Source organism: Clostridium lamae (genome assembly GCF_033043255.1).
In the GTDB taxonomy this organism is placed as follows: Bacteria; Bacillota; Clostridia; order Clostridiales; family Clostridiaceae; genus Clostridium; species Clostridium lamae.
Genome location: NZ_JASCQJ010000003.1, coordinates 19358 through 42262, shown reverse-complemented (window position 1 = coordinate 42262; position 22905 = coordinate 19358). Strand labels below are relative to the sequence as shown.

General features: G+C 26.7%; 19 protein-coding genes. 14 read left to right on the top strand and 5 right to left on the bottom strand.

Annotated features, from left to right (window positions below):
- Positions 1-50: 50 nt before the first annotated feature.
- Positions 51-1829 (top strand): M3 family oligoendopeptidase, encoded by a 1779-nt coding sequence (locus QK892_RS02275; protein WP_317271901.1) that lies wholly within the window; start codon positions 51-53, stop codon positions 1827-1829.
- 120 nt (positions 1830-1949) lie between these two features.
- Here QK892_RS02275 and QK892_RS02270 read toward each other — a convergent pair whose 3' ends face one another.
- A complete protein-coding gene (locus QK892_RS02270; protein WP_317271900.1) occupies positions 1950-2741 on the bottom strand; it encodes a metallophosphoesterase in 792 nt (263 codons plus the stop codon).
- Positions 2742-3275: 534 nt separating this feature from the next.
- Here QK892_RS02270 and QK892_RS02265 point away from each other — a divergent pair.
- The 5 genes from QK892_RS02265 to QK892_RS02245 all read left to right on the top strand — a co-directional run bounded on the left by QK892_RS02265 (position 3276) and on the right by QK892_RS02245 (position 8827).
- On the top strand, positions 3276-5888 hold the full coding sequence (locus QK892_RS02265; RefSeq protein ID WP_317271899.1) for a 3'-5' exonuclease: 2613 nt from the start codon (positions 3276-3278) through the stop codon (positions 5886-5888).
- A gap of 47 nt (positions 5889-5935) precedes the next feature.
- Complete coding sequence (locus tag QK892_RS02260) at positions 5936-6358, top strand: UDP-N-acetylglucosamine pyrophosphorylase (protein WP_317271898.1); 423 nt, start codon at positions 5936-5938, stop codon at positions 6356-6358.
- Positions 6359-6526: 168 nt separating this feature from the next.
- A complete protein-coding gene (locus QK892_RS02255) occupies positions 6527-7291 on the top strand; it encodes a threonine/serine exporter family protein (RefSeq protein ID WP_317271897.1) in 765 nt (254 codons plus the stop codon).
- The gene (locus QK892_RS02250) at positions 7292-7756 is read left to right on the top strand and encodes a threonine/serine exporter family protein (protein ID WP_317271896.1); all 465 of its coding nucleotides are present in this window, start codon (positions 7292-7294) and stop codon (positions 7754-7756) included.
- Positions 7757-7942: 186 nt separating this feature from the next.
- Positions 7943-8827, top strand: a complete 885-nt coding sequence (locus QK892_RS02245) for a ComEC/Rec2 family competence protein (protein ID WP_317272057.1) — start codon at positions 7943-7945, stop codon at positions 8825-8827.
- 51 nt (positions 8828-8878) lie between these two features.
- On the opposite strand, the gene yjeM is transcribed toward QK892_RS02245, so the two are convergent.
- Together yjeM and QK892_RS02235 are read right to left on the bottom strand one after the other, a co-directional pair.
- Positions 8879-10372, bottom strand: coding sequence for a glutamate/gamma-aminobutyrate family transporter YjeM (gene yjeM, locus QK892_RS02240; RefSeq protein ID WP_317271895.1), 1494 nt, complete (start codon positions 10370-10372; stop codon positions 8879-8881).
- Positions 10373-10800: 428 nt separating this feature from the next.
- Entirely contained in the window at positions 10801-11223 is a 423-nt protein-coding gene (locus tag QK892_RS02235; RefSeq protein ID WP_317271894.1) for a hypothetical protein, read from the bottom strand.
- 299 nt (positions 11224-11522) lie between these two features.
- On the opposite strand from QK892_RS02235, the gene QK892_RS02230 reads away from it, so the two are divergent.
- On the top strand, positions 11523-11936 hold the full coding sequence (locus QK892_RS02230; RefSeq protein WP_317271893.1) for a hypothetical protein: 414 nt from the start codon (positions 11523-11525) through the stop codon (positions 11934-11936).
- 211 nt (positions 11937-12147) lie between these two features.
- Here the strand turns inward: QK892_RS02230 and QK892_RS02225 are convergent, their stop codons facing one another.
- Positions 12148-12696 (bottom strand): J domain-containing protein, encoded by a 549-nt coding sequence (locus tag QK892_RS02225; protein WP_317271892.1) that lies wholly within the window; start codon positions 12694-12696, stop codon positions 12148-12150.
- 118 nt (positions 12697-12814) lie between these two features.
- Here QK892_RS02225 and QK892_RS02220 point away from each other — a divergent pair, with 118 nt between their 5' ends.
- The 5 genes from QK892_RS02220 to QK892_RS02200 all read left to right on the top strand — a co-directional run bounded on the left by QK892_RS02220 (position 12815) and on the right by QK892_RS02200 (position 18510).
- Entirely contained in the window at positions 12815-13687 is an 873-nt protein-coding gene (locus QK892_RS02220) for a radical SAM/SPASM domain-containing protein (RefSeq protein ID WP_317271891.1), read from the top strand.
- 15 nt (positions 13688-13702) lie between these two features.
- Entirely contained in the window at positions 13703-14692 is a 990-nt protein-coding gene (locus QK892_RS02215) for an aromatic acid exporter family protein (protein WP_317271890.1), read from the top strand.
- 48 nt (positions 14693-14740) lie between these two features.
- Positions 14741-15523: an ABC transporter ATP-binding protein gene (locus QK892_RS02210; protein ID WP_317271889.1), complete on the top strand. Its 783-nt coding sequence runs from the start codon at positions 14741-14743 to the stop codon at positions 15521-15523.
- 2 nt (positions 15524-15525) lie between these two features.
- Positions 15526-17172, top strand: coding sequence for a hypothetical protein (locus QK892_RS02205; RefSeq protein WP_317271888.1), 1647 nt, complete (start codon positions 15526-15528; stop codon positions 17170-17172).
- 132 nt (positions 17173-17304) lie between these two features.
- A complete protein-coding gene (locus QK892_RS02200) occupies positions 17305-18510 on the top strand; it encodes a BaiN/RdsA family NAD(P)/FAD-dependent oxidoreductase (protein ID WP_317271887.1) in 1206 nt (401 codons plus the stop codon).
- 40 nt (positions 18511-18550) lie between these two features.
- Here the strand turns inward: QK892_RS02200 and QK892_RS02195 are convergent, their stop codons facing one another.
- Positions 18551-19864 (bottom strand): VanW family protein, encoded by a 1314-nt coding sequence (locus QK892_RS02195; protein ID WP_317271886.1) that lies wholly within the window; start codon positions 19862-19864, stop codon positions 18551-18553.
- Between the two features lie 195 nt (positions 19865-20059).
- Here QK892_RS02195 and QK892_RS02190 point away from each other — a divergent pair, with 195 nt between their 5' ends.
- Positions 20060-21781 (top strand): methyl-accepting chemotaxis protein, encoded by a 1722-nt coding sequence (locus tag QK892_RS02190; RefSeq protein ID WP_317271885.1) that lies wholly within the window; start codon positions 20060-20062, stop codon positions 21779-21781.
- Between the two features lie 268 nt (positions 21782-22049).
- Positions 22050-22856 carry a cation diffusion facilitator family transporter gene (locus QK892_RS02185; RefSeq protein WP_317271884.1) on the top strand — a complete coding sequence of 269 codons (807 nt, stop codon included), beginning with the start codon at positions 22050-22052 and terminating at the stop codon, positions 22854-22856.
- Positions 22857-22905: the final 49 nt, after the last annotated feature.

Genomic DNA, 22905 nt, shown 5'->3' with positions numbered 1-22905 from the left:
TAAATAAATACTATAATGAGTAATAAAAATATATATAAGGGGGCAAGAATATGTCAGATAATTGGAGTTTGAAAGAACTTTATTCCTCATTTACATCTAATGATTTTCTTGGGGATTTAGATAAAGTTGATAAAAGTATTAATGATTTAATAGTCTTTTCAGAAAAATTAAATAGAGAAAGCGATGAGTTAAAATCATTAGAAGATGTAATAAATAAGCTTGAAAATCTATATCTTCTTATTAGCAAGATAGCATCATTTGCAAGCTTAACGATTAGCGCAGATTCAAAAAATGTAGAGGGAAGAAAATACCTAGATATTATTAATAATAAGATTAGTCTTTTAGCAGAACCATCAACTAAAATATATAAATGGGTTGCTAGCATAGAGAATATAGATGAAGTTATTAATAAATCAGAATTATTAAAAGAGCATGAGTTTATAATAAAAGAAATAATTTCTAAAAATAAATATATGCTAAGTGATAAGGAAGAGGCAATAATTGCTAAAATGAGAACTACAGGCTCAGAAGCTTGGTCAAATTATAAAGATTATTTAATATCAACTCATAAAGTAGATATTAATGTGGATGGAAAAGAAGAATCACTACCATTAACTGTTGTATTAAATATGGCTTATAGTAAAGATCCAGAAGTAAGAAAAAATGCCTATGAAGCTGAAATAAAATCCTATGAAAAAATAGAAGAAGGTGTAGCAGCTGCCCTAAATGGAATTAAAGGAGAAGTAATAACTACTTCAGAACTTAAGGGCTATAAATCTCCTCTTCATATGACATTAGAAGAATCTAGAATGGATGAAGAAATTTTAAATTCTATGCTTACAGCAATTAAAGAAAGCTTACCTACATTCAGAAAGTATTTAAGAAGAAAAGCTGAAATTTTAGGACATAAAAATGGCCTTCCATTTTACGATTTATACGCACCAGTAATAGAAAAAGAAATGAAGTTTGATTTTAAAGATGGAAAAGCCTTTGTTGAAAAGAATTTTAGAAAGTTTAGTGACAATTTAGCTAACTTTGCTTTAAAAGCTTTTGATAATAATTGGTTAGATGTTTATCCTAAGGAAGGTAAAGTAGGAGGAGCATTTTGTGCAAGTATTAAAGATATTAAAGAAAGTAGAATATTATTAAACTATGGAAATAGCTTTAGCGATGTTGTAACTATGGCTCATGAACTAGGTCATGGCTTCCATGGAGAATGTTTAAATAATGAAACTATGTTAAATTCGGAATATCCAATGACTTTAGCAGAAACAGCTTCTAACTTCTGTGAAATAATTATTAAGAAGAGTGCTGTAAAAGAAGCTAGTAAGGAAGAAGCTTTTGCTATTTTAGAAGCAGAAATTTCAGACTGTAATCAAGTAATAGTAGATATATATTCAAGATTTTTATTTGAAAGTGAAGTTTTTGAAAAGAGAAAAGAAAGCTCATTATCAGTAGAAGAAATAAATAATGCAATGCTTAGTGCACAAAAAGAAGCCTATGGAGATGGATTAGATAATAATTACCTTCATAAATATATGTGGACTTGGAAGCCACACTATTATTATGCAACTGCAAACTTCTATAACTTCCCATATGCTTTTGGAAACTTATTTGCTAAGGGATTATATGCAGAATACTTAAAGAGAGGCGATAGCTTCTGCAAGGAATATGAAGAGTTACTTGCAGTTACAGGTAAGAATAGTGTAGCCGATGTAACTAAGATAATGAATATAGACGTTCATGATGTGAACTTCTGGAGAAATTCATTAAAGCTTATTGAAGAAGATATAGAAAAGTTTATAGAATTAAGCTGTGAAATAAAGTAATAGAGATTAGTTAATAGAGAAGAGTTAAGATTGAAGAGTTAAGGAAAAAACTCTAAGGGAGTTTTTGAAATATAATAATAAAATTGAGCTGTTATTAAGACAGCTCAATTTTTCATTCTTTCATTCTTTCATTCCTAAGTTGATTTGTATTATTTCACTTCTACTTCCTAATCTAAGAGGTGGGCCCCAAGTGCCATAACCTGAGGAAACTACAACATTTAAATTATCTTTTTTAAAATATCCATAATCAACTTCAAATAGTTTATTGGTTACTATGTTACCAGGAATTATTTGACCTTTATGTGTATGACCAGAAAGCTGTAAATCAATATCAGCATTTAAACTTTCATTAATATACTTTGGATTATGATCAATAACTATTAATGGTTTAGATTTATCTAAATCCTTAGTTAATTTATCTAAGTTAGCTCGATAATTACTACTAATTGAATTTACAGTTATATCATCTCTTCCAATTATATAGAATTTATTATCAACTAAGGCAACTTCATCTCTTAAAATAGTAACAGAGTTTTCTTTAAGAATATTTACTATTTCAGATTCTTTTCTAGTGAAAATATCATGATTTCCTAAAGTTGCAAAAGTCCCATATTTAGATTTTAAATTAGAAAATTCTACTGCCATATTATTATTTAAAAAGGGCTCAATATCACTATCAATTATATCGCCTGCAATAATTACTAAATCAGGGTTAAGGTTATTAATTTCTTTCACCATGGATTTTAATCTATCATTCTTAACAATATTACCTAAGTGTATATCAGAAACCATAACTATATTTAAAGAATCTTCTAGGATAGCTTTTTCAATATTAATATCATAAGATTTCACATAAGAATTTCTAGCGTTATATGTACCAATTATAAGTACTACTATAAATATTAAAGTCATTAATATTGTTTCAATGGTATAAACTTTATTGCTGAAAATAGAGGCTTTTTTTAATATAAAGTTTACTAGGCCTAAAATTGGAAAGGTTAATAAGGAATACATTAATAAAATAAGCCAGTAAGAGCCAATTAATGAAAATAACTCTATTAAGTTGTAGGGCAAATATTTGTTTAAGAGCATAGAAAGTATATAGGATAGTGATAAAGTCAAAAATATTATCCAAAATATTATGGGGGAGATATTAAAAATATTATTAAAACCTTTTAAAATCACCTTTCCCACATAATAATTTAGAGTAAAATATAGACTGAAAAATATAGCAAAATAAATAATATATTTATCTTTCATATGTATCAACTCCAAAGCGTTTTTCTATAATTATAGCATATTGGAAATTTTTACAGTAGTAGTATAATATAGTGTGAAGATAGGAAATAAGTAAAAGAAAAGTTGTAATAAGCTATAATTGCAACTTTTTTTATTACTAGAAAAAATAGTATGATAAAATGTAATTATAACTAGGAGGTGGTAAATATGGCCTTAAATAAAGAGCAATCTTTAGTTGTAAATGAATTAGAAAAAAATATTTTACTTCTTGCTTCTGCAGGAACAGGAAAAACAAATACATTATCAAGCAGAATTTCTAATATTATTAATTCAAATAAAGCCAAGGCTGAAGAAATACTATGTATTACTTTTACTAATAAGGCTTGTGCAGAAATGAAGGGTAGAATTGAAGATATTGTTGGAGAAAATGCCGAAGGTATAACGATTAGAACCTTTCATAGCTTTTGTTTCGATTTAATTAAAAGTGAAGCTAAAAAAAGAACAGATATATTTACTGATTTTCTAGTATTTGATGAAGAAGATTGCAAAGAAATAATTAAAGAATGTAATTTTTATAATTACCCGATAAATAAGCTTCAGCAATTTATAGAACTAGTTAAAATAGAAAAAGCTAGGATGAATTTAAAAGAAAAAGATGTAATTAAGAATTATAATGAAGTTGTTAATTATCTATTTAAATTTCATGGTGAAAGGATTAAATCTATTTGTAGTAATAAAGGAAATCAAGATTTAAAAATGCGAGAATATCTAGAAAATAAAGGTGGAGAGCTTGTAACACTTTATAATTCTTTGCTATATAACAATCATGGATTGGATTTTGCAGATTTAACAACAAAAGCAAAGGAACTAATGACAGATGAAAATTTAGTAGAAGCTTTAAAAGGTAAATTTAAATATATTAATATAGATGAAGTACAAGATACCAGCACTTTAGAATATTCAATTATTAAAAAAATATTTGGAGATAATAATATTTTACTTTGTGGAGATATGTTCCAAACAATTTACGGGTGGCGAGGTTCAGAACCAGAAAAGATATTAGATTTATTAAAAAAAGAATATTCTCCATTGGAAGTTATTTTTACTAAAAATTATAGATCTACAAAACAAATTACTGATGGCTCTCTAAGCTTTTTAGAAAATGCTTTTAATAAGAAGTATTCAGCTATATATAAGGAAAAGATTACATCTATTACTGAAGTAGAGGGTCAAAAAATCAAATTAAAGAAAAGTAATACTTTAAGAGAAGAAGCAAGATTTATCTTTGAGGAAATAAGAAATCTAGAGAGAAAAGGAGAAGATCTTTCTAAAATTTGTATATTAAGTAGGGATAACAATTATAATATAAGCTTAAGTAGAGAATTAGGAAATATTATAGGCTATGAAGGAGCTAATTTTGAATTTATATTAGTTGATCAATTTAAGTTTTTTAGAAGGCAGGAAATAAAGGATATAATAGCCTTTTTAAAGCTTATTGCTAATAGATATGATAATGTCAGTTTGAAAAGAATAGTAAAAAGATTACCTACTGGTATAGGTGAATCAACTTTAAAAGCTATTGAATCTAAAGAATATAAAGAAGTAGGGATATCACTTACAGACTTTATTGATGAAAATGCAAAAGTATATGGAGAAAATTATTCTTTGTTGATTGAAGAATTTCAAAAAGATAATGTAATAGTATTTGATGTTGAAAGTACAGGAACAGATGTAACTGAAGATGAAATAATTCAGATTGCAGCTATAAAGATTAATTCAAAAGGGGAAGTAATAGAAAGCTTTGAAAAATTTTTAAAGAATAAAAAATCAGTAGAAAGTTCATTTAAGGTACATGGATTTAGTGATGATTTTTTAAGAGTAAATGGAGAAGATAAGAAAAAGGTATTAGCAGAATTTATAGAGTTTTCTAGGGATTCAGTTATTGTTGGTCACAATGTACAATATGATATAAATATATTAACAAGTGAACTTAATAGAAATTATATGGGTGGACCTAAGTTTAGAACTTTCTATGATACCTTGGATATATATAGGAGATTTCATACTAAATTACAAAATTATAAATTAGAAACCTTAAGTACTGTATTTAATACAAAGAATAAACCAAGCCATGATGCTATGGATGATATATTAGCAACTAAAGATTTATTAGTTAGAGCTATAAATGAAGATTTAATGCCAACATCTTTCAAAAGAATTAGCTTAATTAGTAAACATATAAAGTCATTTAATAAAATTAATACTGCTTTAAATCAATTATTTGAAAGAGCAAAAGATAAAAGACCACAAGATATAATAGTTGATATAATTAAAGGCTTTAATATACAAACTTTATATAGTGGTAGAAGTAGTGAACTTGAAAAAGAAGCAAATGAAAAAATGGAAAGGCTAAGGGATTTCTACGTATTAGTTAAGGAACTAGATGATAAAGGCAAAAGTAATAGAGATTCTTTATTAGATATTATTAGAATAACTGGACTATCTAATGGAGAATTAGAAAGCCTAATTGTAAATAGGACTAATAAAAAAAGAATACCTATTATCACAGTTCATCAAGCTAAAGGATTAGAATTTGATACTGTGTTTATATGCGGTTTACAAGAGGGGGTATTCCCATCCTATATGTCATTAAAATCAAATAATATTGAAGAAGAAATGAGAACTTTTTATGTAGCATTAACAAGGGCAAAAAAACATCTTTATTTAACATATCATCAATACGAAGATTATGGTAGAGAAAATAATATTAGTAAATTTATCAGCTATATAAATAAAGAATATATGGATAATAATTATTGATTATAGTATAATTAATTGAATTTATTTATACAGTGAGGAAGAAAGTAATGAAATATGAATTAAATATTTATGAGCTTGGACAATTATTATCTAAGGTTACAAGCACATATAATGTAGATGTATTAACTAAATTAAAACTAAGTGGTGGATGGATGACTATAACTGGAGCAGCTCAAGTAGTATCAGTACCAGAAAATAGAGTAGTATTAAAAGGTAATAATATTATTACTTTAAAAATAAAGGATACTGGATATGAAGGAAGTTCACTTAAGATAACTGGAGCAAAGGGTGGTTCATTTAACATAGATTTAGCACCAACTAAATATAGAGAATTCGGTAATTCAGGGCTTAGCTTAAATAAAGTAAAGATTAATAATAATGAGTGTAAGCTTAGAATTGATGAAGATATGATTTTTACAATTAGAAATGCATCAGTAGAAGATATAGATAATATTCTTAAAAGTATATAATTAATTTTGAAAACTCCATTAGGAGTTTTTCTTTTATATTACTATTATTCAGTTACATTGATTAATATCAATTTATATTATTTAATAATTTGAATAAAATCAATATAGACATTAGAAATATAGGGTTGTATAATATATGAGGTTAAAAATTAGAAGAGGGGAAGTAATATGGAGATAAATGAAATACTTGAAGTCGCTAGCTATGCAGGAAAAATAATGTTAGAGAGTGGTGCAGAGGCATATAGAGTAGAAGAAACTATGAATAGAATTTGTACATCTTTAGGCGTGGAATCTTCAAGCAGTTATGCAACCCCAACTGTAATAATATCTTCTGTATCACATAACGGTTCTATAAAATCTTTAGTAGAAAGAATTTCAAATAGGTCAGTAAACCTACAGAAAATTCATAAAGTAAATGATTTAGCCAGAAATATAAATAAGGAAAATATTACATTAGAAGAATTAAAAAAGAAACTTAATGAAATTGATAATGAAAAAAGGTACTCAAATAAGACAACTATTTTATTCTCAGCAATAGGGGCATTTGGATTTGTATTTTTATTTGGAGGTTCTTTTATGGATGCTGTTGCAGCATTTTTAATAGGACTAGCAGTAAAATATGTTTCTATAAAATGTGATAATATTGGAATAAATTCATTCTTTAATACAAGCATATCAGCAGGTATTTTAGCTCTATTGGCTATAATATCTATAAAAATTAATTTAGCTAATGATATGGACAAGGTTATTATAGGGTCTATAATGCTTTTAGTTCCAGGGCTATCAATTACAAATGCCATAAGAGATACAGTTGCAGGAGATTTAGTATCTGGGCTTGCAAGAGGTGCGGAGGCATTTTTAACAGCTATTGCAGTAGCTATTGGAACTGGTGTTGTTTTAAGCTTCTGGATTAGTATCTTTGGAGGAGTGTAAATGTTAATAGAAGTTATAGCTGCTTTTATAGCAGCATTTGCATTTGGAATAGTTTTTAATATAAAAGAGAAAAATTTGGTTTTTGCAGCTTTATGTGGTGCATTAGGATGGTTTGTATATAAATTTGCTTTAATTTTAGGATGTTCTGATATAACATCATTATTTTTTGCCTCACTAGCCCTTAGTATATATTCAGAAATATTTGCTAGAATACTAAAGACGCCTGTAACAACATTTGTTATTGCAGCTTTAATTCCTTTAGTTCCTGGAGGCGGTATGTATTATACTATGGTCGAAGCAATAACTGGCGATATTATGAAGTCATTAGAAATTGGGTTAGAAACTATGGCATCAGCAGGAGCATTAGCACTTGGAATTATATTAGTTTCAACACTTACAAAGACATTATTTAGAAATAATAAAGTAAAAATAGATATGAATAAAAATACTATTAGCCACAAATAATAGGTTTATAGTCACAAGTTATTTATTATTTTTTATTTGACTATGACTATGGGGCACTGCAGGACAAAATGTAGTGCCTTTTGACATTTTTGGAACTAGTAAATATAATATAATAATCCATAAATAAAGTAGGGGGAGTAAATTTTGACGAAAGAAAAGGATATAAAAAATGCTTTTGTAAAAAGTATGAAAAGGCATAAAGGAAATAAAAAAGCCCAGTTAATTACTATAATTGTATTTGCAATTATTGTAATATTTTCTGCTTTTTTTGGTGAAGATATTTTAGAAAATAATATAGGAACACCAAGTGGTAACATACAAATCTCTTATTTAGATGTTGGACAAGGAGATGCAGCATATATAAGGGTAAATGATTTTGATATTCTTATAGATGCTGGACCTAGTAGTGATTCTGACAAGCTAATGGAGCAATTAGAGGATAAAAATATAGATGATTTTGAAATAGTTATAGCAACACATCCACATGAAGATCATATTGGAGGTATGACAAAAGTTTTTGAGAAGTATGAAGTTAAAAGTTTTTATATGCCAAAAGTAACACATACTACAAAAACCTTTGAAAATATGATGAAAGCAGTAAGTAATGAGGGGTTGAAGGCTAAGGTGATAAAGGAAGGAACAAGTATTGATTTAGGAGAAGGAGCTAAATTTGAAACGTATTCTCCTATAGAAGATACTTATGATAATTTAAATAATTATTCACCTATTATGAAATTAACTTATGGAAATAAAACTTTTCTTTTCACAGGTGATGCTGAAAAGGAAGTTGAGACAGAAGTTGCTAAAAAATATTCTGATGAATTGAATGCAGATGTTATTAAGTTTGGTCATCATGGGTCAAGTACCTCTTCTTCTGCAGATTTTATAGAAGCAATTTCGCCACAGTATGGAATAATTAGTTGTGGAGTAGATAATTCTTATGGGCATCCACATAGAGAAACTTTAGATGTAATTAACAAATTGGGAATTGAAACTTATAGAACTGATAAGCAAGGCCAAATTACAGTTACATCTGATGGTAATACTATAAATATTACAACACAAAAATAAATAAAAGTAGTATAAAGAGGAAGATAGCTAAATTTTATCTTCCTCTTTGTTTTATTTAGAAATTTTCTTTTCATAAGATGAATATAAAACAATTGCTATAATGCCAAAAATTATTGGTCCAGCAATTTGAAATAATGTAGATACATAATCTTTAGTTTCTAATGCTGGCTGTAAAATTGTAAATATATTTGCAAAGCCTACAGTTAAAGTAACTATTATAGCAGCAGCAGTAGCAAAGGTGGTACTCTTATAGATTTCAAATGGTTTTTCTATATCTTTTTTCTTTTTAAAGTTGATAAAAGAAAAGGATAAGAACATATAAGGTATTGTCATTGCTACATTTCCCATTAATACGAGATAATTCAAAAATACACTAGCACTTTTACCACCAAAAGAAGAAATTAGAATAATAGCAACTACAATAGTGCATTGAACCCACATAGCATTTTTATGCATATTATTTTTATCTTTCATGGTCCAAGATTTTGGCCATATTTCAGATGGAGTTCCTTCAATTAATTGCTTAAGAGGGGAAAATGCCAATGTGAAAAAAGCACCAAGTAGAGCTAAGAACATTGCAAGACCAATATATCTGGCAAATAAGGAGCCTAAAAACATAATAGTATTTTGAGATAGGTTAAGTGATTTTCCAATCTCTATTCCAAGGTTCTTAATCACTATATAAGACACATTTGCCATATTGACCTCTTCACCTTTTAATACTTCATTCCAATTGATGAAAAAGCCTTCAAATAGAATTGCAAGAGAATAACCAATTCCGATGACTATAGCTGCAATCTTTACACCTTTAGGAAATGTCTTTTCTGGATCTTCCGTAGAATCAACTAATCCACCAACAACTTCTAATCCACCATATGCAAATAAAGCAAATACTAAAAAACCTAATATGCCAAGTGGAGTTTGATAAAATGGATTTGGAGATACAGTAAAAGCTTTTATATCTATAGGCTCCGCTAGTTTAAATTTATTTGCTACCAAAACTATTAATCCTCCTATTAGTAAGACTAAATTAGCACTAGTAACAAATATTCCTCCAATAGAAGCAACTTTTGCAATACTTTTTAATCCTTTTGAAGATATAAATGTAATTAAAATTACAAAAATTGAACCCAATATACCTAAGGTTCTAGGTGCATTAAGGCCTAATATAGACCAAGTTGATGTAGTATCAGTTCCAAATATCAAATTTGAAAATGGAACCCAAATAGAAGAAGATACATTAACCATCCATATTAAATAGGAACTATACCACATAAAGGTTCCTACAAATGCATATCTTGGTCCGATAGATTTATCCATCCAAGTATAGATCCCCCCCTTTTCCTTTCTAAAAGCAGCACCGAATTCTGCCATCATAAAGGCATAAGGAAGAAAGAAAAATATTGCTGAAAATATGTACCATGGAATTGCCGAATAACCCATTAAATAAAAGGCTCTTGGAATATTATTAAAGCCGAATACTGATGTGAAAATCATTAATATAAGTGCTGATAAGGTGAGTTTATCTTTGTTAGAATTTGACATTTATTTGACCTCCTTTATTTAGACCTAGTATATTTTGCTCAGAATTAAGCAAATACATTAAGGAAAGTTTAACCATTTTCAATATTTATAAGCTGAATAAGAATATTCGTATATGTCATAATTAACTTATTTATTGATAAATATAGGAGGTACAAATTTGGATACTGTTAAGTTGGGAGATGACCTAGAGTTTTCTATAATAATTCATGGTTACTGGAGGTTAATGGTTTGAAATATATGTTGCATCAAGAGGAGTAGATATTATATAAGAGTAATGAAAAAATGAAGAAATGAAAAAATGAAGAAATGAAAAAATGAAGAAATTAAAGAAGAAACTCCTTTCGGAGTTTCTTGAACTAATATGTTTTCAGTAATTCTACATTTTACATTATTAATTTTGAACTATTTAATATAGCTCAATGTATATTTTAAGTTCTAAAATCAAATTTATGTAAGCAACGCTTGCAAGTTACAACTATTTTGCCTTTTTTTCTTGGTAGTCTTAGTTTTTGACCACATTGTGGACATTTAGTGATTTTATAATTTTTCATTTCATTAAGTTTACTTTTAATTATTCTAAATGAATATGAAAAACTAGTAAAATCAATTGGTTGACTATTGTATGGGATTCGTACTCCTAACTTAGATAAAGGTTTATTTAGAAAAGTAATTAAAGAATTATTTTCAGCTTGTCTCTTAGCAATGTTTCTTGAAAAAATTCTTAATAACGATATTATTACTAGAGCAAATCCTATAAAATTTGTATATCTTGAGATATTAAATAGTGAAGCTACTAATAATAAAACTAAAGATAATAAATCAATACCATATATTCCATGTAAAAATTTCATATTAACACCTCTTAATATTATAATAAATATATTATATTACAAAGATATATTTCTAGCAATTAAGAGAATTTTACTTTTTCATAAACAAATTGGTATAGGCAATGATTATATAATCGTTATTTCAGAATTTATACATCAATTAGTTGCAAGTTTAATAAATAGATTTTTAAATCTTACTATTATAATAATTGTATCTGTGTTATTATTTATATTTGTAATGGATATTTCATTAACTAAACTAAAGATATTAATTAAGGAATCTATAGAAAATAGTTTGAAATTATAAAGTGGAGGTAATTATGTATATAGCTTTTGGAAGAAAAGTAGTTGATACTGAAGAAATAAAAGAAAAAATAGAAAAAAACTCTGAATTTAAAGTGTTAAAGGATATGAGTAAAGGAACTAAGAGAGAAGACACCTTTGCATATAACCTAAGTGTATCCATAGATATTTTAAATGAAATCATTCGTGATGACTATAATATAGACGATTTAAATGAAGATGAATTATTTGATGAATATATGAGCTTAAGCGAAGAACTAGCTACAGATATGGAAGAATTATTACCAGAAGAGTCTATAATAGATGTGAAAGCTTATAAATGGGATTTATCAGAAAATGATATAAGAGTAGTAATTGCAGGAGTTAATGAAGAAGTAGGAGAAGGAAAGCTAAAGGATGTAATGAGGAGATTAATAACTCAATTGGAGTAATTCTATATTTAAGTATACTAATCTATTGACTAATGAAAATTGAATAATGTAAAATGCAAAATTTATGTAAAAACTCCTTAAGGAGTTTTTTTTGTTTATATATTTTTAGTAATTTAGAACAAATTATATTAATAATTCTATATTTTGCATTCTACACTTTTAATTTGGTGCTGTTACAAAATTACTATAAATATTTTGTAACAGCTTCTGATTAACAGAGGCCACCGCCTCCACCGCCCATATTATTACCTCCACCACACATATTCATATTATTTTGTGAATTGTTTTGATTGTTGTTTTGTGAAGGATTTTGATTATTATTTTTTTGATAATAATTAATAATTTCACCGGATCTATTCCTAAGTGTTGTCAAAGTACTAGAATATTCATTATTTGATGGATCTAGCTCAATTGCTTTAAGTATATGCTGAATTCCAATATCAAACCAACCTTTTTTGAAGTAAACAAATCCCATTAAGTAGTTCCATTCTGCTGAGGTTTTCAAATCTAATAGATTCAACTTACTTTCTGCTATTGCAATATTGTTATTATCAATATAGGATCTAATTTCTTTATAGAAGGCTCCATTAACTAAAACATCATATGCCATGTTAGCATCGTTAATAACACCTTCAGCTAAAGGCCTAGAATCAATAGAAGAATTACCTAATGCATATTCTTCTAATATGTTTTTATAAGCTTTTTTTATTTCATCTTTAGAAGCTGTTGGAGAAACTCCTAAAACTTTGTATGGATCCAAATCTGTTTCACATCCTTATCTATTATTTTATTTATCTATACATCATAATATTAAATATATTGGAAGAATGAAAAGAATATGATAAATTAATTTTATAAAAGAAAAAAGGAGATTAGTAATGCCAAGATTTAAAAAAATATATATAGAAACAACCAACATATGTAATTTAAGCTGTAATTTTTGTCCTAAGACTAGTAGAGAGCTAGGATTTATGAATATAGAATCTTTTAAAGAAATAATAGATAAGGTAGAAGGGTACACAAATCATATATATCTTCACTTAATGGGGGAGCCGTTTTTAAATAAGAATTTAGAAAGTTTTATTAAGATAGCAAAAGGAGCAAATATAAATGTAAATATAACTACTAATGGAACTTTAATAAATAAGGTAAAAGATATACTAATTAATTCTGCTGGAGTTAGGCAAATAAATATCTCACTTCATAGTTTTGAGGCAAATGAAAATAATATAAGTTTTAATGATTATATAAATGACATTTTGCAATTCATTGAGGAAGCAAATGAAAAAACTGAAATTATATGCTCTCTAAGATTGTGGAATATTGATACTGAAGAATTAAAAGCAAATAATAATTTGAATTTAGATATATTGAAAATGATTGAAAAAAAGCTAAAAGTTGAATTTTCAATAAAGGATGCTTTATTAGATAAAAGGGGAATTAAACTAAAGGATAGAGTTTACTTAAATATGGCTGAAAAGTTTAACTGGCCTGATTCTACTATTTCACTAATAAGTGAAGAAGTTTTCTGTCATGGATTAAGAGATCAAATAGGAATTTTATTAGATGGTACTGTAGTACCTTGTTGTTTAGATAGCGAGGGGAAAATACCTTTAGGAAATATATTTAAAGAAAATCTTGAAGATATAATTAATTCAAAAAGAGCTAGAGATATATATGATGGATTTTCACAAAGACGTGCAGTAGAAGATCTTTGCAAAAGATGTGGTTATGCTAAAAGAAAATTTTAATAGGGAGGGGATTGTTTGAAATATATATATAATTTAGCATTTAAAATGTCTATATCGGCTACAATTGCCTTAGTCTTAGCAAATTTTATAAATTTAGAGTTTTCAACTGTAGCAGCTGTTATTGCCATCTTAAGTATTCAAGACACTAGAAAAAAGGCATTAATAGTTGGTAAAAATAGAATTATAGCATGTACAATAGCTATCTTTCTATCGTTGGTAATATATAAATTCATTGGACAAAATCCTATAACATTTGCATTATTTCTATTAATATTTATACCTTTCACATCGAAATTTAATATATCAGAAGGCATGGTACCAGCTGTAGTTTTATCTACTCATATACTAGTAGCAAACGAAATATCACAACAATTAATAATAAATGAGCTTTTAATAATGATAATTGGAGTTGGGGTAGCTTCTATAGCAAATTTATATATGCCTTCACTAAATCACGAATTTGAGAAGGATAAGGAGTATATAGAAAAAAGCTATAGACTTATATTAACTAAAATGTCTAAGTCCTTATTGACTTACACTGTGGATATGGATGAAGAAATAATTATTAGAGATATAGAAAATAGGTTAAATGAAAGTTTAGAAAGGGCATATAAGATTTATAATAATAATTTTTTTAAAGGTAACTACTATTATGTAGATTATATGAATATGAGAAAAAATCAGTTTGAAATAATTAAAAAATTAAGATCACATTTCAAAAGATTTTATATGTCCTTTGAACAAACTCATATGATATCAAAATTTACTAAAAATGTTGCTGATCAAATCAAAGATAAAAATGATTGCAGAGAACTTTTAGAAGAACTAAAATTACTGAAGTTAGGGTTTAGAAAAATGGCATTGCCTAAAACTAGAGAAGAGTTTGAAAATAGGGCACAGTTATTACAATTTTTAAATGATATGGAAGACCTATTAATAATGAAAAGAAACTTTATACTAACATATAATTTATATGACGAAAAAAATAATAGAGCTAAATTATAAATTTACAATTTGGTATATATTGGGTAAAATTATATAAGGGGTGATAATATGGATAATACTACGGTATTAGAGTTAATTGATTTAAGAAAAAGCTTTGCAGATAAAGAGGTTTTGAAAGGTATTAATTTAAAAGTTAATAAGGGGAGCATTATAGGATATATTGGACCTAATGGAGCAGGGAAAAGTACAACTGTAAAATTAATACTAGGATTACTTAAAGGTTATACAGGAGAAATAAAAGTTTTTGGAGAAGAAATATCAAAAAGTGATGAAAGTTATAAGAAAAGAATAGGATATGTACCTGAAGTGCCAGAAATTTATGATAGTTTAACTGGAAAGGAATATTTGACATTTGTTGGACAACTTTATGGTATGGACTATGATAGAGCAGATGAAAAGGCGAAAAAATTAATGGAGATTTTAGGTATCTTAGATGCATATGGGAAGAGAATTTCATCTTATTCTAAAGGAATGAAGCAAAAACTTATTTTAATATCTAGTTTAATTCACAATCCAGAAGTTCTATTTTTAGATGAACCGCTAAGTGGGTTAGATGCCAATAGTGTAATGATTATAAAAGAGATATTAGCACATCTTGCAAATGAAGGGAAGACTGTATTCTACTCATCACATATCATGGAGGTAGTAGAAAAAATAAGTGATAGGATTATTTTAATAAATAATGGTGAAATAGTTGCTGATGGTAATTTTGAAGAACTAAAAAACAGTTATAAAGAAAGTTCTCTTGAAAATATATTCAATGAAGTTACTGGTTTTCATGAGTATAAAGAACTTGCTGAAAGTTTTATTTCAATAGTTAAAGAGGTATAGTCATGAAAGAATTTAAGGTTTTGAAAATCGTAGACAAGCTATCTTTTCTATATAAAAAAGCTGGTGTGGATTATGATATGTTTAGATTAATATTAAATATAAAATTAACTATGGATGGAAGAAGAAAAGCAACTGTTTTTAATGATACTAGAAAAAGTAAGAAAGATTCTAATGAATTTTACAAAGCACTAATTATGTATGCTTTTTTGGGAACCTTTATAGGTCTTATGCTTATATTTAATATTAATAAAATGTATATAATGACAGTGTATTTTACAGCAATTATGTTTATGGTTTTAATGGTTTTTATTTCAGATTTTTCTTATGTAATATTAGATGTAAGAGATAAAAATATATTATATACCAAGGGTGTTGATAGTAAAACTATAAATGCTGCAAAAATAACTCACGTTTTTATTTATATGCTTTATTTGACATTAGCTTTAGTAGGGGTTTCTTTTATAATATCTTTTAAATATGGAGTAGGATATAGTTTGATCTTCTTATTAGAGATTATATTATTAGACATATTTATGATAATTATAACTGCTTTAGCTTATCTTTTAGTGTTAAAATTCTTTGATGGGGAAAAGCTTAAAGATATAATTAATTATGTACAAATTGCATTAAGTATCTTTATGGTAGTGCTTTATCAAATAGTCCCAAGATTCTTTGGAGTTATCGATACTTTTAATATTACTTATAATGAAAAGTTATGGCATTTATTAATACCACCAATGTGGTTTTCAGCACCATTATCTATTATTTCAGGAGAGGGAATTACATTATTAAAGATAATAATGTGTGTTTTAGCTATAACTGTTCCAATAGCATCTATTATTATTTATATAAAACTAATACCATCCTTTGAGAGGAATCTTCAAAAGTTAAATAATAATGAAGATAAAGTAAAAGAAAAAAATAAGTTATGGATACAAATTAATAATATATTTTGTAATGATAATACAGAAAGAGCATTTTTCAATTTTTCTCTTGGTATTATGAATTCAGAAAGAGAATTTAAGCTTAAGATTTATCCAAATTTAGCTTTAGGAATAGTTTTACCATTAATTTTTCTTTTTCCTGGGGTAAGTAGTAATGGAAGTGAAATATTCGAAGGCTTAAGAAACTCAAGATTTTATTTATCTATATATGCATTTGCACTAGTTATTCCTAATATTATTGTTATGCTTAGATATTCAGAAAAATATTTAGGTGCATGGATATATGAAGTTGCACCAATAAGAAATACATCATCAATATTTAGAGGTGTAATAAAAGGTGCTTTATATAAACTTATGTTAGGACCGTATATAATTATTTCTATTATATTTACTTTCATATTTGGACCTAAAGTGATTATTCATTTAATTGTAGCATTTTTAGTTTTTATATTATTAATGATAATAAATTTTGGAGTTTTTAAGAAGGAGTTTCCATTTTCGAAAAAGTTTGAGGCAACTAATACTGGAGAAAGTATGTTGGCTTTAATGGTTTCTTTTGGGGGTATTATTATGCTTCTTGCTATTCACTTTTTGATTAGTAAAAATATATTATTAATATTTATATACTTAATCTGTTTAATTATAGTTGACTTATTATTATGGAAATTTGCATTTAATATTTCAAAGGATAAATTAAAAAGTTAAAACAAATATGTTGTGTGAAATATAGTATTTTTAGTTTTTATAAAAACACTAGAAGGAATATTATATTTCACTCTTTTTATTTTTAGTATATAATAGATTTCAAAGATTTAGATAAAATTAAGGAGAAACGATATGTCAAAGGTTATAGTAGTTGGAGCTGGACCGGCAGGAATTATGGCTGCACTTTCAGCTTCGAAAAATAATGAGGTTATTTTAATTGAAAGAAATAACGAAATAGGTAAGAAGTTAAAGCTTACTGGTGGGGGAAGATGTAATATCACCAATAATAGAGATATAGAAGAGTTTTTTGATAAAATAGTTACTAATAAAAAGTTTTTATATAGTGCACTTTATACTTTTTCTAATACAAATTTATTAGAGTATTTTTCTAGTAAGGGCTTGGAGTATAAGGTTGAATATGATCAAAAAGTATTTACTAAAAGTGATAAGGCAGATGAAGTAATTGAAATATTTAAAAGAGATCTTATGAAAAATGATATAAGAGTTTTTTATAATACTAAGGTTGCAGATTTAATAATAGAAGAAAATACAATTAAAGGTATAGTAACTGAAGAGGGAAATGATATTTTAGCTGATAAGGTTATAATTACAACAGGTGGAAAGAGTCACCCTACAACAGGCTCTGATGGGAGTATGTTTGAAATACTTGATAAACATGGTCATACTATAAATAATTTTTATCCAGCGTTAATACCTTTAGTTACTAAAGATGGTTTTGTTAAGAATCTTCAAGGTATAGCTATGAAAGAAGTAGTAATAAGCACTACAATAAAAAAGAAAAAAATTCAAAGACAAGGAGATATGATTTTCACACATTTTGGAATATCAGGTCCAGGTGTATTAAAGTTTTCTTCTTACATAAATAAAATATTAAAAGATAGAGAAGTTGATATAAAAATAGATTTCTTACCTGATCTATCGAAAGAAGAAATATCTAATATAATAAGAAGTAATAATAAAAGCATATTAAATAATTTAAAAGAGTATTTACCTCAAAATTTTATAAAAGAGATATTAAATATTTTAAACTTAACTGAAGTAAAAACTGCAGAGTTAAAAAAAGAAGATGAATTAAAATTAATAGAATATATTAAAGAAATGAAGCTAACAATAGAAGATACTATTACTATAAAAGCCGCTATGGTTACAAGTGGTGGGGTTAGCGTAAAAGAAATAAATTCTTCCACTATGGAATCTAAAATAATTAATAATTTATTTTTTGCAGGAGAAGTCATAGATATAGACGCTGAAACTGGTGGATATAATCTACAAATGGCTTTTTCAACTGGGTATCTAGCTGGAATGTTAGGAGAGTAATAAAAAAAGATAATTTGCAGCTGCAAATTATCTTTTTTTACTAATTGTTTGGAAGTGGTTGGTAAGTACTTCTATCTAGATATTGATTAAAGACTAGTTCACCATTTGAATTATATCCATATAAATAAGCATCTGCACTTAACGGACCTAAAGGTACAGAAACAGGTTCATATGTAATACCGTTTTTAACAGTATCATTAGACCATAATTCTATAGTTAAAGTGCCATTACCTGCATATGAATTTATTACTATAGGATAGTCAAAATCATTAACAAATTTTAAGTCTATAAGATTATCAGCTAATGTTGCATCTAGGCCAATAGGAACATAAGAAACTTTCATCATATGATTAAGTCTTTCAGTAGGTATTATACCGGCTCTTAATATACTGTTGTATAAAGTTGAAGCAACTTGACAAACACCACCACCAACACCAGGAACTACTTCACCACCAACATAAGTGTTAGCTTCAACAAAACCATTTTCTATAGTTGTTGGACCAATACCCTTCTCAGTTGAAAATACCTCACCTGGCATAACTAAAGTATTGTCAATGTTTCTAGCAGCTAATTGAAGATTTGTCCCACTTGGACCAACGGTATAATGTGTTGTAAAAGTAGAAATTTTATTGTTAACAGTTGCCAAAGTACTGGCTTTTATGTTTGCTTCTACAACCTCTATATTTCCAGTAACTTCTACAATATTAGGAGCCTTCATATCTTTAATTTTACTTTTAATATTTTCAAGCAATTCAGATGAATTTAATTTAAGTCCTGTTGAATCATTTGAAATACTAACTCCTCCATTAATACTAATAGAAGCATCAATAGGTAAAACATCTACTGTAGTTGATATATTAGATACAAAATTAGTTAAATTCTCTTCATTGAAAAGAACTTCGAATTCATATTCTCTATTAGTAGGTTTTTTTATTAAGTTAAGTTTATTAAAGAACCCCTCATTTTTACCGAAGCTTAAGATTTCTTCTTCTAGCTCATTGTAGTTTATATTAGCATCTAAATCTTTATAAGAAATATTGAACTTTTGATCTTTTGCAGTTACAGATATTTCTTTATTACTTATATCATTAAGTAAAGCAACAAGAGTATTGTGTAAATCTTCACTATTTAATCCGGATAAATCTTTATTTAATATATAGGCTCCTGGATAAACTTTATCACTATAACTATTAATTAAATTACCATTCCTAAAAAACCAATAGCCTATACCAATAGACAAGATTAAACAAACTATAAGTATAATTTTAAAGAACTTCGATTTGAAAATTGTACTTTTCTTTTTACCTTCTACCACTTCCTTTGGTGTTTCAGTGTTAAGATTATTATTTTCCATAAGTACCAACTTCCTTTTATTATTTAAATAATACATACATATATAGTTTAACTCGAATGGACAAATTTTTCAATGAAAAATGGTAAAAAATGCTATAATATTATATATTTTTTTTATTTATAAAATGTTTTTATTTACAAGATGTTTGCAAATAATTACAATTATAGAATATATTTATTTTAATGGGGGGCAAATATGATGTTGAAAAAGAGAAAGAAAGAAGAAACTAAGTCGAAAAGTATAGGTAGAAAGATACTTACAACAACCATTATAGTAACTGTTATAGCTATGGGGGCACTCCTTTCTATTAACACATTAAATTTTGACAATTTATTAAGTTCTATAGAAAAAAACGTAATGACACATGGCAAGAATGTAAGGGGGGCCGTATCAACAGCAGATATAGAAGTAGTTTTGAAAAATAAAATTACAGGTAGCTATGATTATGAGAAATTAAAAAAGGATTTAATAAATGGGAAAAGTAATGAAAATATTAATTACGCTTCAATACTAATTAAGGATAGCAATGGGGAAGGTGAAATACTAGTTGATACAGAAAGCAATCTTCTTAACTTTGGTAAAAAAATAAAAATAGCTAACGAGGCTAATAAAGCATTTAATGGTGAGATAATTTCTGTTGAGATGAAAGAGAAAAATAAAACAAGTATTAATGTTTATTATCCTATGAAAACTTCTAATGGAGAAATAATTTCAGTACTACAAATAAGTAATGATATTACCGATATAATCATGATAAGAAATACAATTTTATTACAACTTTCAATAATATCATTAGTATTACTACTTACATATTCTATAATGTCTTTATTAATTTCAAAGTCTATTAATAAAAAGGTCAAAGATATTATTAGTAGCTTAGTAACAATTTCAGAAGGAAATTTAACTAATAAGATTAATATTAAAGGGAATGATGAGATCAATTTAATAGCAAACTATATAAATAAACTACAAGATAAAATATCTATAATGATAGATAAGATAATGATTTCTTCAGACAAGGAAATTGAAAGTATAGGGGTTCTATCTGACTCTAGTAAAGAAATGGCAGCAGCTGCTGAAGAGGTTACAGCAATAATACAGGAAGTAGATTCAAATATTTTTATTCAAAATGAAGACACAAAAAGAATTAATAGTCTATTATATGGGTTTGGAAAATTAATTGAAGAAGTAAAAATATCTGTAAGTGAAATAAATAAATTGTTATTATCAATTAATAATAAATTAGATTTAAATAACAAATCTTTAATAGAGCTACAATCATCTAAGAGAGATATACAAGATTCATCTCTTACCATGAATCAAAAACTTGAAGGGTTACATAATTCTCATAGTAAAATTAAAGATATAACTACTTTTATAGATTCAATTGCAGACCAAACTAATTTATTAGCATTAAATGCTGCTATAGAAGCAGCTAGGGTAGGAGAAAGTGGTAAGGGGTTTACAGTAGTAGCAAATGAAATAAGAAAGCTAGCAGAGGAAGTTAAAAGTTCATCTTTAGATATAAATAATATTTTGAGAAATGTAATTTATGAAGGTGAGGAAGCACAAGCTTTATCTTTAGTGGTTAATAATAAATTATTTAATCAATTTGAAGTAATAGATAATTCAATAGTATCATTTAATGAAATAGTAAATAGTTTAGTAGAACTATTCCCGAAAATAGTAATTGTTAATAATGAAATGGATACTGTTTTAGAAGAAAAGAATATAATTTTAAAAGCTATAGAAAAATCAAGAGATTTATTAGATGGAATTTCTAGATCTTCTGAAGAAATCAAAAACTTCTCAAAAGAATTAAGTATAATGGCACAAGGGATTGCTAATGTAGGAGAAGAACTTAGTGAAAATACAAATGGAATGAATGAAGAGATTAATAAATTTACGGTAAAATAATATAAATATAAGTATTAATATATTGAATGTAAGGTACTTTTATGCTTTTTATAATTATAAAAGAAAAGGCAAATACCCATATTAATAGATTTAATAGATTATATTAATAAGTTGAGTAAAAGAGTTCATAATAGTAAACTGTTATTAAGAATGTGATTTAAGGAGTGATATTATGAAAGCGGAAAACAAAATGCTTAAATTTTCAGCTTTTGGTGGATTGTTCTTCGCTATATTAGGTATAGCATGGGGATGAGCTATAAATTCTGAAATGATTCAATTTGATGGTCTATACTCATTTATAAGTTTGGGACTAGCTTTATTTGCAATAACAGCAACTAATTTTATTAATAAGAAGGATATCATTAAATATCCTTTTGGAAAGTGTAATGTAGAGCCTATAATAGTTATTGTAAAATCTTTAGTTCTTTTAATAATGTGTTCAATAACTATGTTATCAGCAATTAAGCAAGTTATGAATGGTGGAAATAATGTAGAAGAAGGTTTTGCTTTAGGGTATGCCTTGATATCTTCTGTTGGATGCACATTAGTATATTTATATATGAAAAAAACATCAAAAAATCTTAATTCAGAAATTGTAAAGGTAGAGAGTAATCAATGGCTTATGGATGCTATGCTGAGTATAGGTGTATTAGTTGGATTCTTAGTTTCAATATTACTTAAGTATATAGGATTAGCAAGTATTTCAAAGTATGTTGATCCAGGTATGGTAATATTATCTTCATGTATATTTTTAAGAATGCCATTAACATCTATAATAGAGGCCTTTAAGGAACTTATTTACTCAAGTGCAAATGAAGAGATAAATTATGATATAAAAACTTTAGTAAAAGAGATAGAAAAGGAATATAACTTAGAAGATTCAATATCAAGAGTAGCTAAGATAGGAAGAGAATTAAGAATTGAAATAGACTTTATTATATCTAATGAATCTAAAATAAAATCAATCGAGGATATGGATAAAGTAAGAGAGATTATTGATAAAAATACAAATCATTTTGATTTGAAGAAATGGTTAAATATATCATTTACTAAAAACAAAAAATGGGCAATTTAAATCGTTATAATGTGTACTTTATATTATATGCTTTTGTAGCTATATATAA

Excerpts from the sequence above, each read along its gene's own strand:
- QK892_RS02275 (WP_317271901.1), top strand. The coding sequence starts at position 51 with ATGTCAGATAATTGGAGTTTGAAAGAACTTTATTCCTCATTTACATCT.
- QK892_RS02270 (WP_317271900.1), bottom strand. The coding sequence starts at position 2,741 with ATGACTTTAATATTTATAGTAGTACTTATAATTGGTACATATAACGCT.
- QK892_RS02265 (WP_317271899.1), top strand. The coding sequence starts at position 3,276 with ATGGCCTTAAATAAAGAGCAATCTTTAGTTGTAAATGAATTAGAAAAA.
- QK892_RS02260 (WP_317271898.1), top strand. The coding sequence starts at position 5,936 with ATGAAATATGAATTAAATATTTATGAGCTTGGACAATTATTATCTAAG.
- QK892_RS02255 (WP_317271897.1), top strand. The coding sequence starts at position 6,527 with ATGGAGATAAATGAAATACTTGAAGTCGCTAGCTATGCAGGAAAAATA.
- QK892_RS02250 (WP_317271896.1), top strand. The coding sequence starts at position 7,292 with ATGTTAATAGAAGTTATAGCTGCTTTTATAGCAGCATTTGCATTTGGA.
- QK892_RS02245 (WP_317272057.1), top strand. The coding sequence starts at position 7,943 with ATGAAAAGGCATAAAGGAAATAAAAAAGCCCAGTTAATTACTATAATT.
- yjeM (WP_317271895.1), bottom strand. The coding sequence starts at position 10,372 with ATGTCAAATTCTAACAAAGATAAACTCACCTTATCAGCACTTATATTA.
- QK892_RS02235 (WP_317271894.1), bottom strand. The coding sequence starts at position 11,223 with ATGAAATTTTTACATGGAATATATGGTATTGATTTATTATCTTTAGTT.
- QK892_RS02230 (WP_317271893.1), top strand. The coding sequence starts at position 11,523 with ATGTATATAGCTTTTGGAAGAAAAGTAGTTGATACTGAAGAAATAAAA.
- QK892_RS02220 (WP_317271891.1), top strand. The coding sequence starts at position 12,815 with ATGCCAAGATTTAAAAAAATATATATAGAAACAACCAACATATGTAAT.
- QK892_RS02210 (WP_317271889.1), top strand. The coding sequence starts at position 14,741 with ATGGATAATACTACGGTATTAGAGTTAATTGATTTAAGAAAAAGCTTT.
- QK892_RS02205 (WP_317271888.1), top strand. The coding sequence starts at position 15,526 with ATGAAAGAATTTAAGGTTTTGAAAATCGTAGACAAGCTATCTTTTCTA.
- QK892_RS02200 (WP_317271887.1), top strand. The coding sequence starts at position 17,305 with ATGTCAAAGGTTATAGTAGTTGGAGCTGGACCGGCAGGAATTATGGCT.
- QK892_RS02195 (WP_317271886.1), bottom strand. The coding sequence starts at position 19,864 with ATGGAAAATAATAATCTTAACACTGAAACACCAAAGGAAGTGGTAGAA.
- QK892_RS02190 (WP_317271885.1), top strand. The coding sequence starts at position 20,060 with ATGATGTTGAAAAAGAGAAAGAAAGAAGAAACTAAGTCGAAAAGTATA.
- QK892_RS02185 (WP_317271884.1), top strand. The coding sequence starts at position 22,050 with ATGATTCAATTTGATGGTCTATACTCATTTATAAGTTTGGGACTAGCT.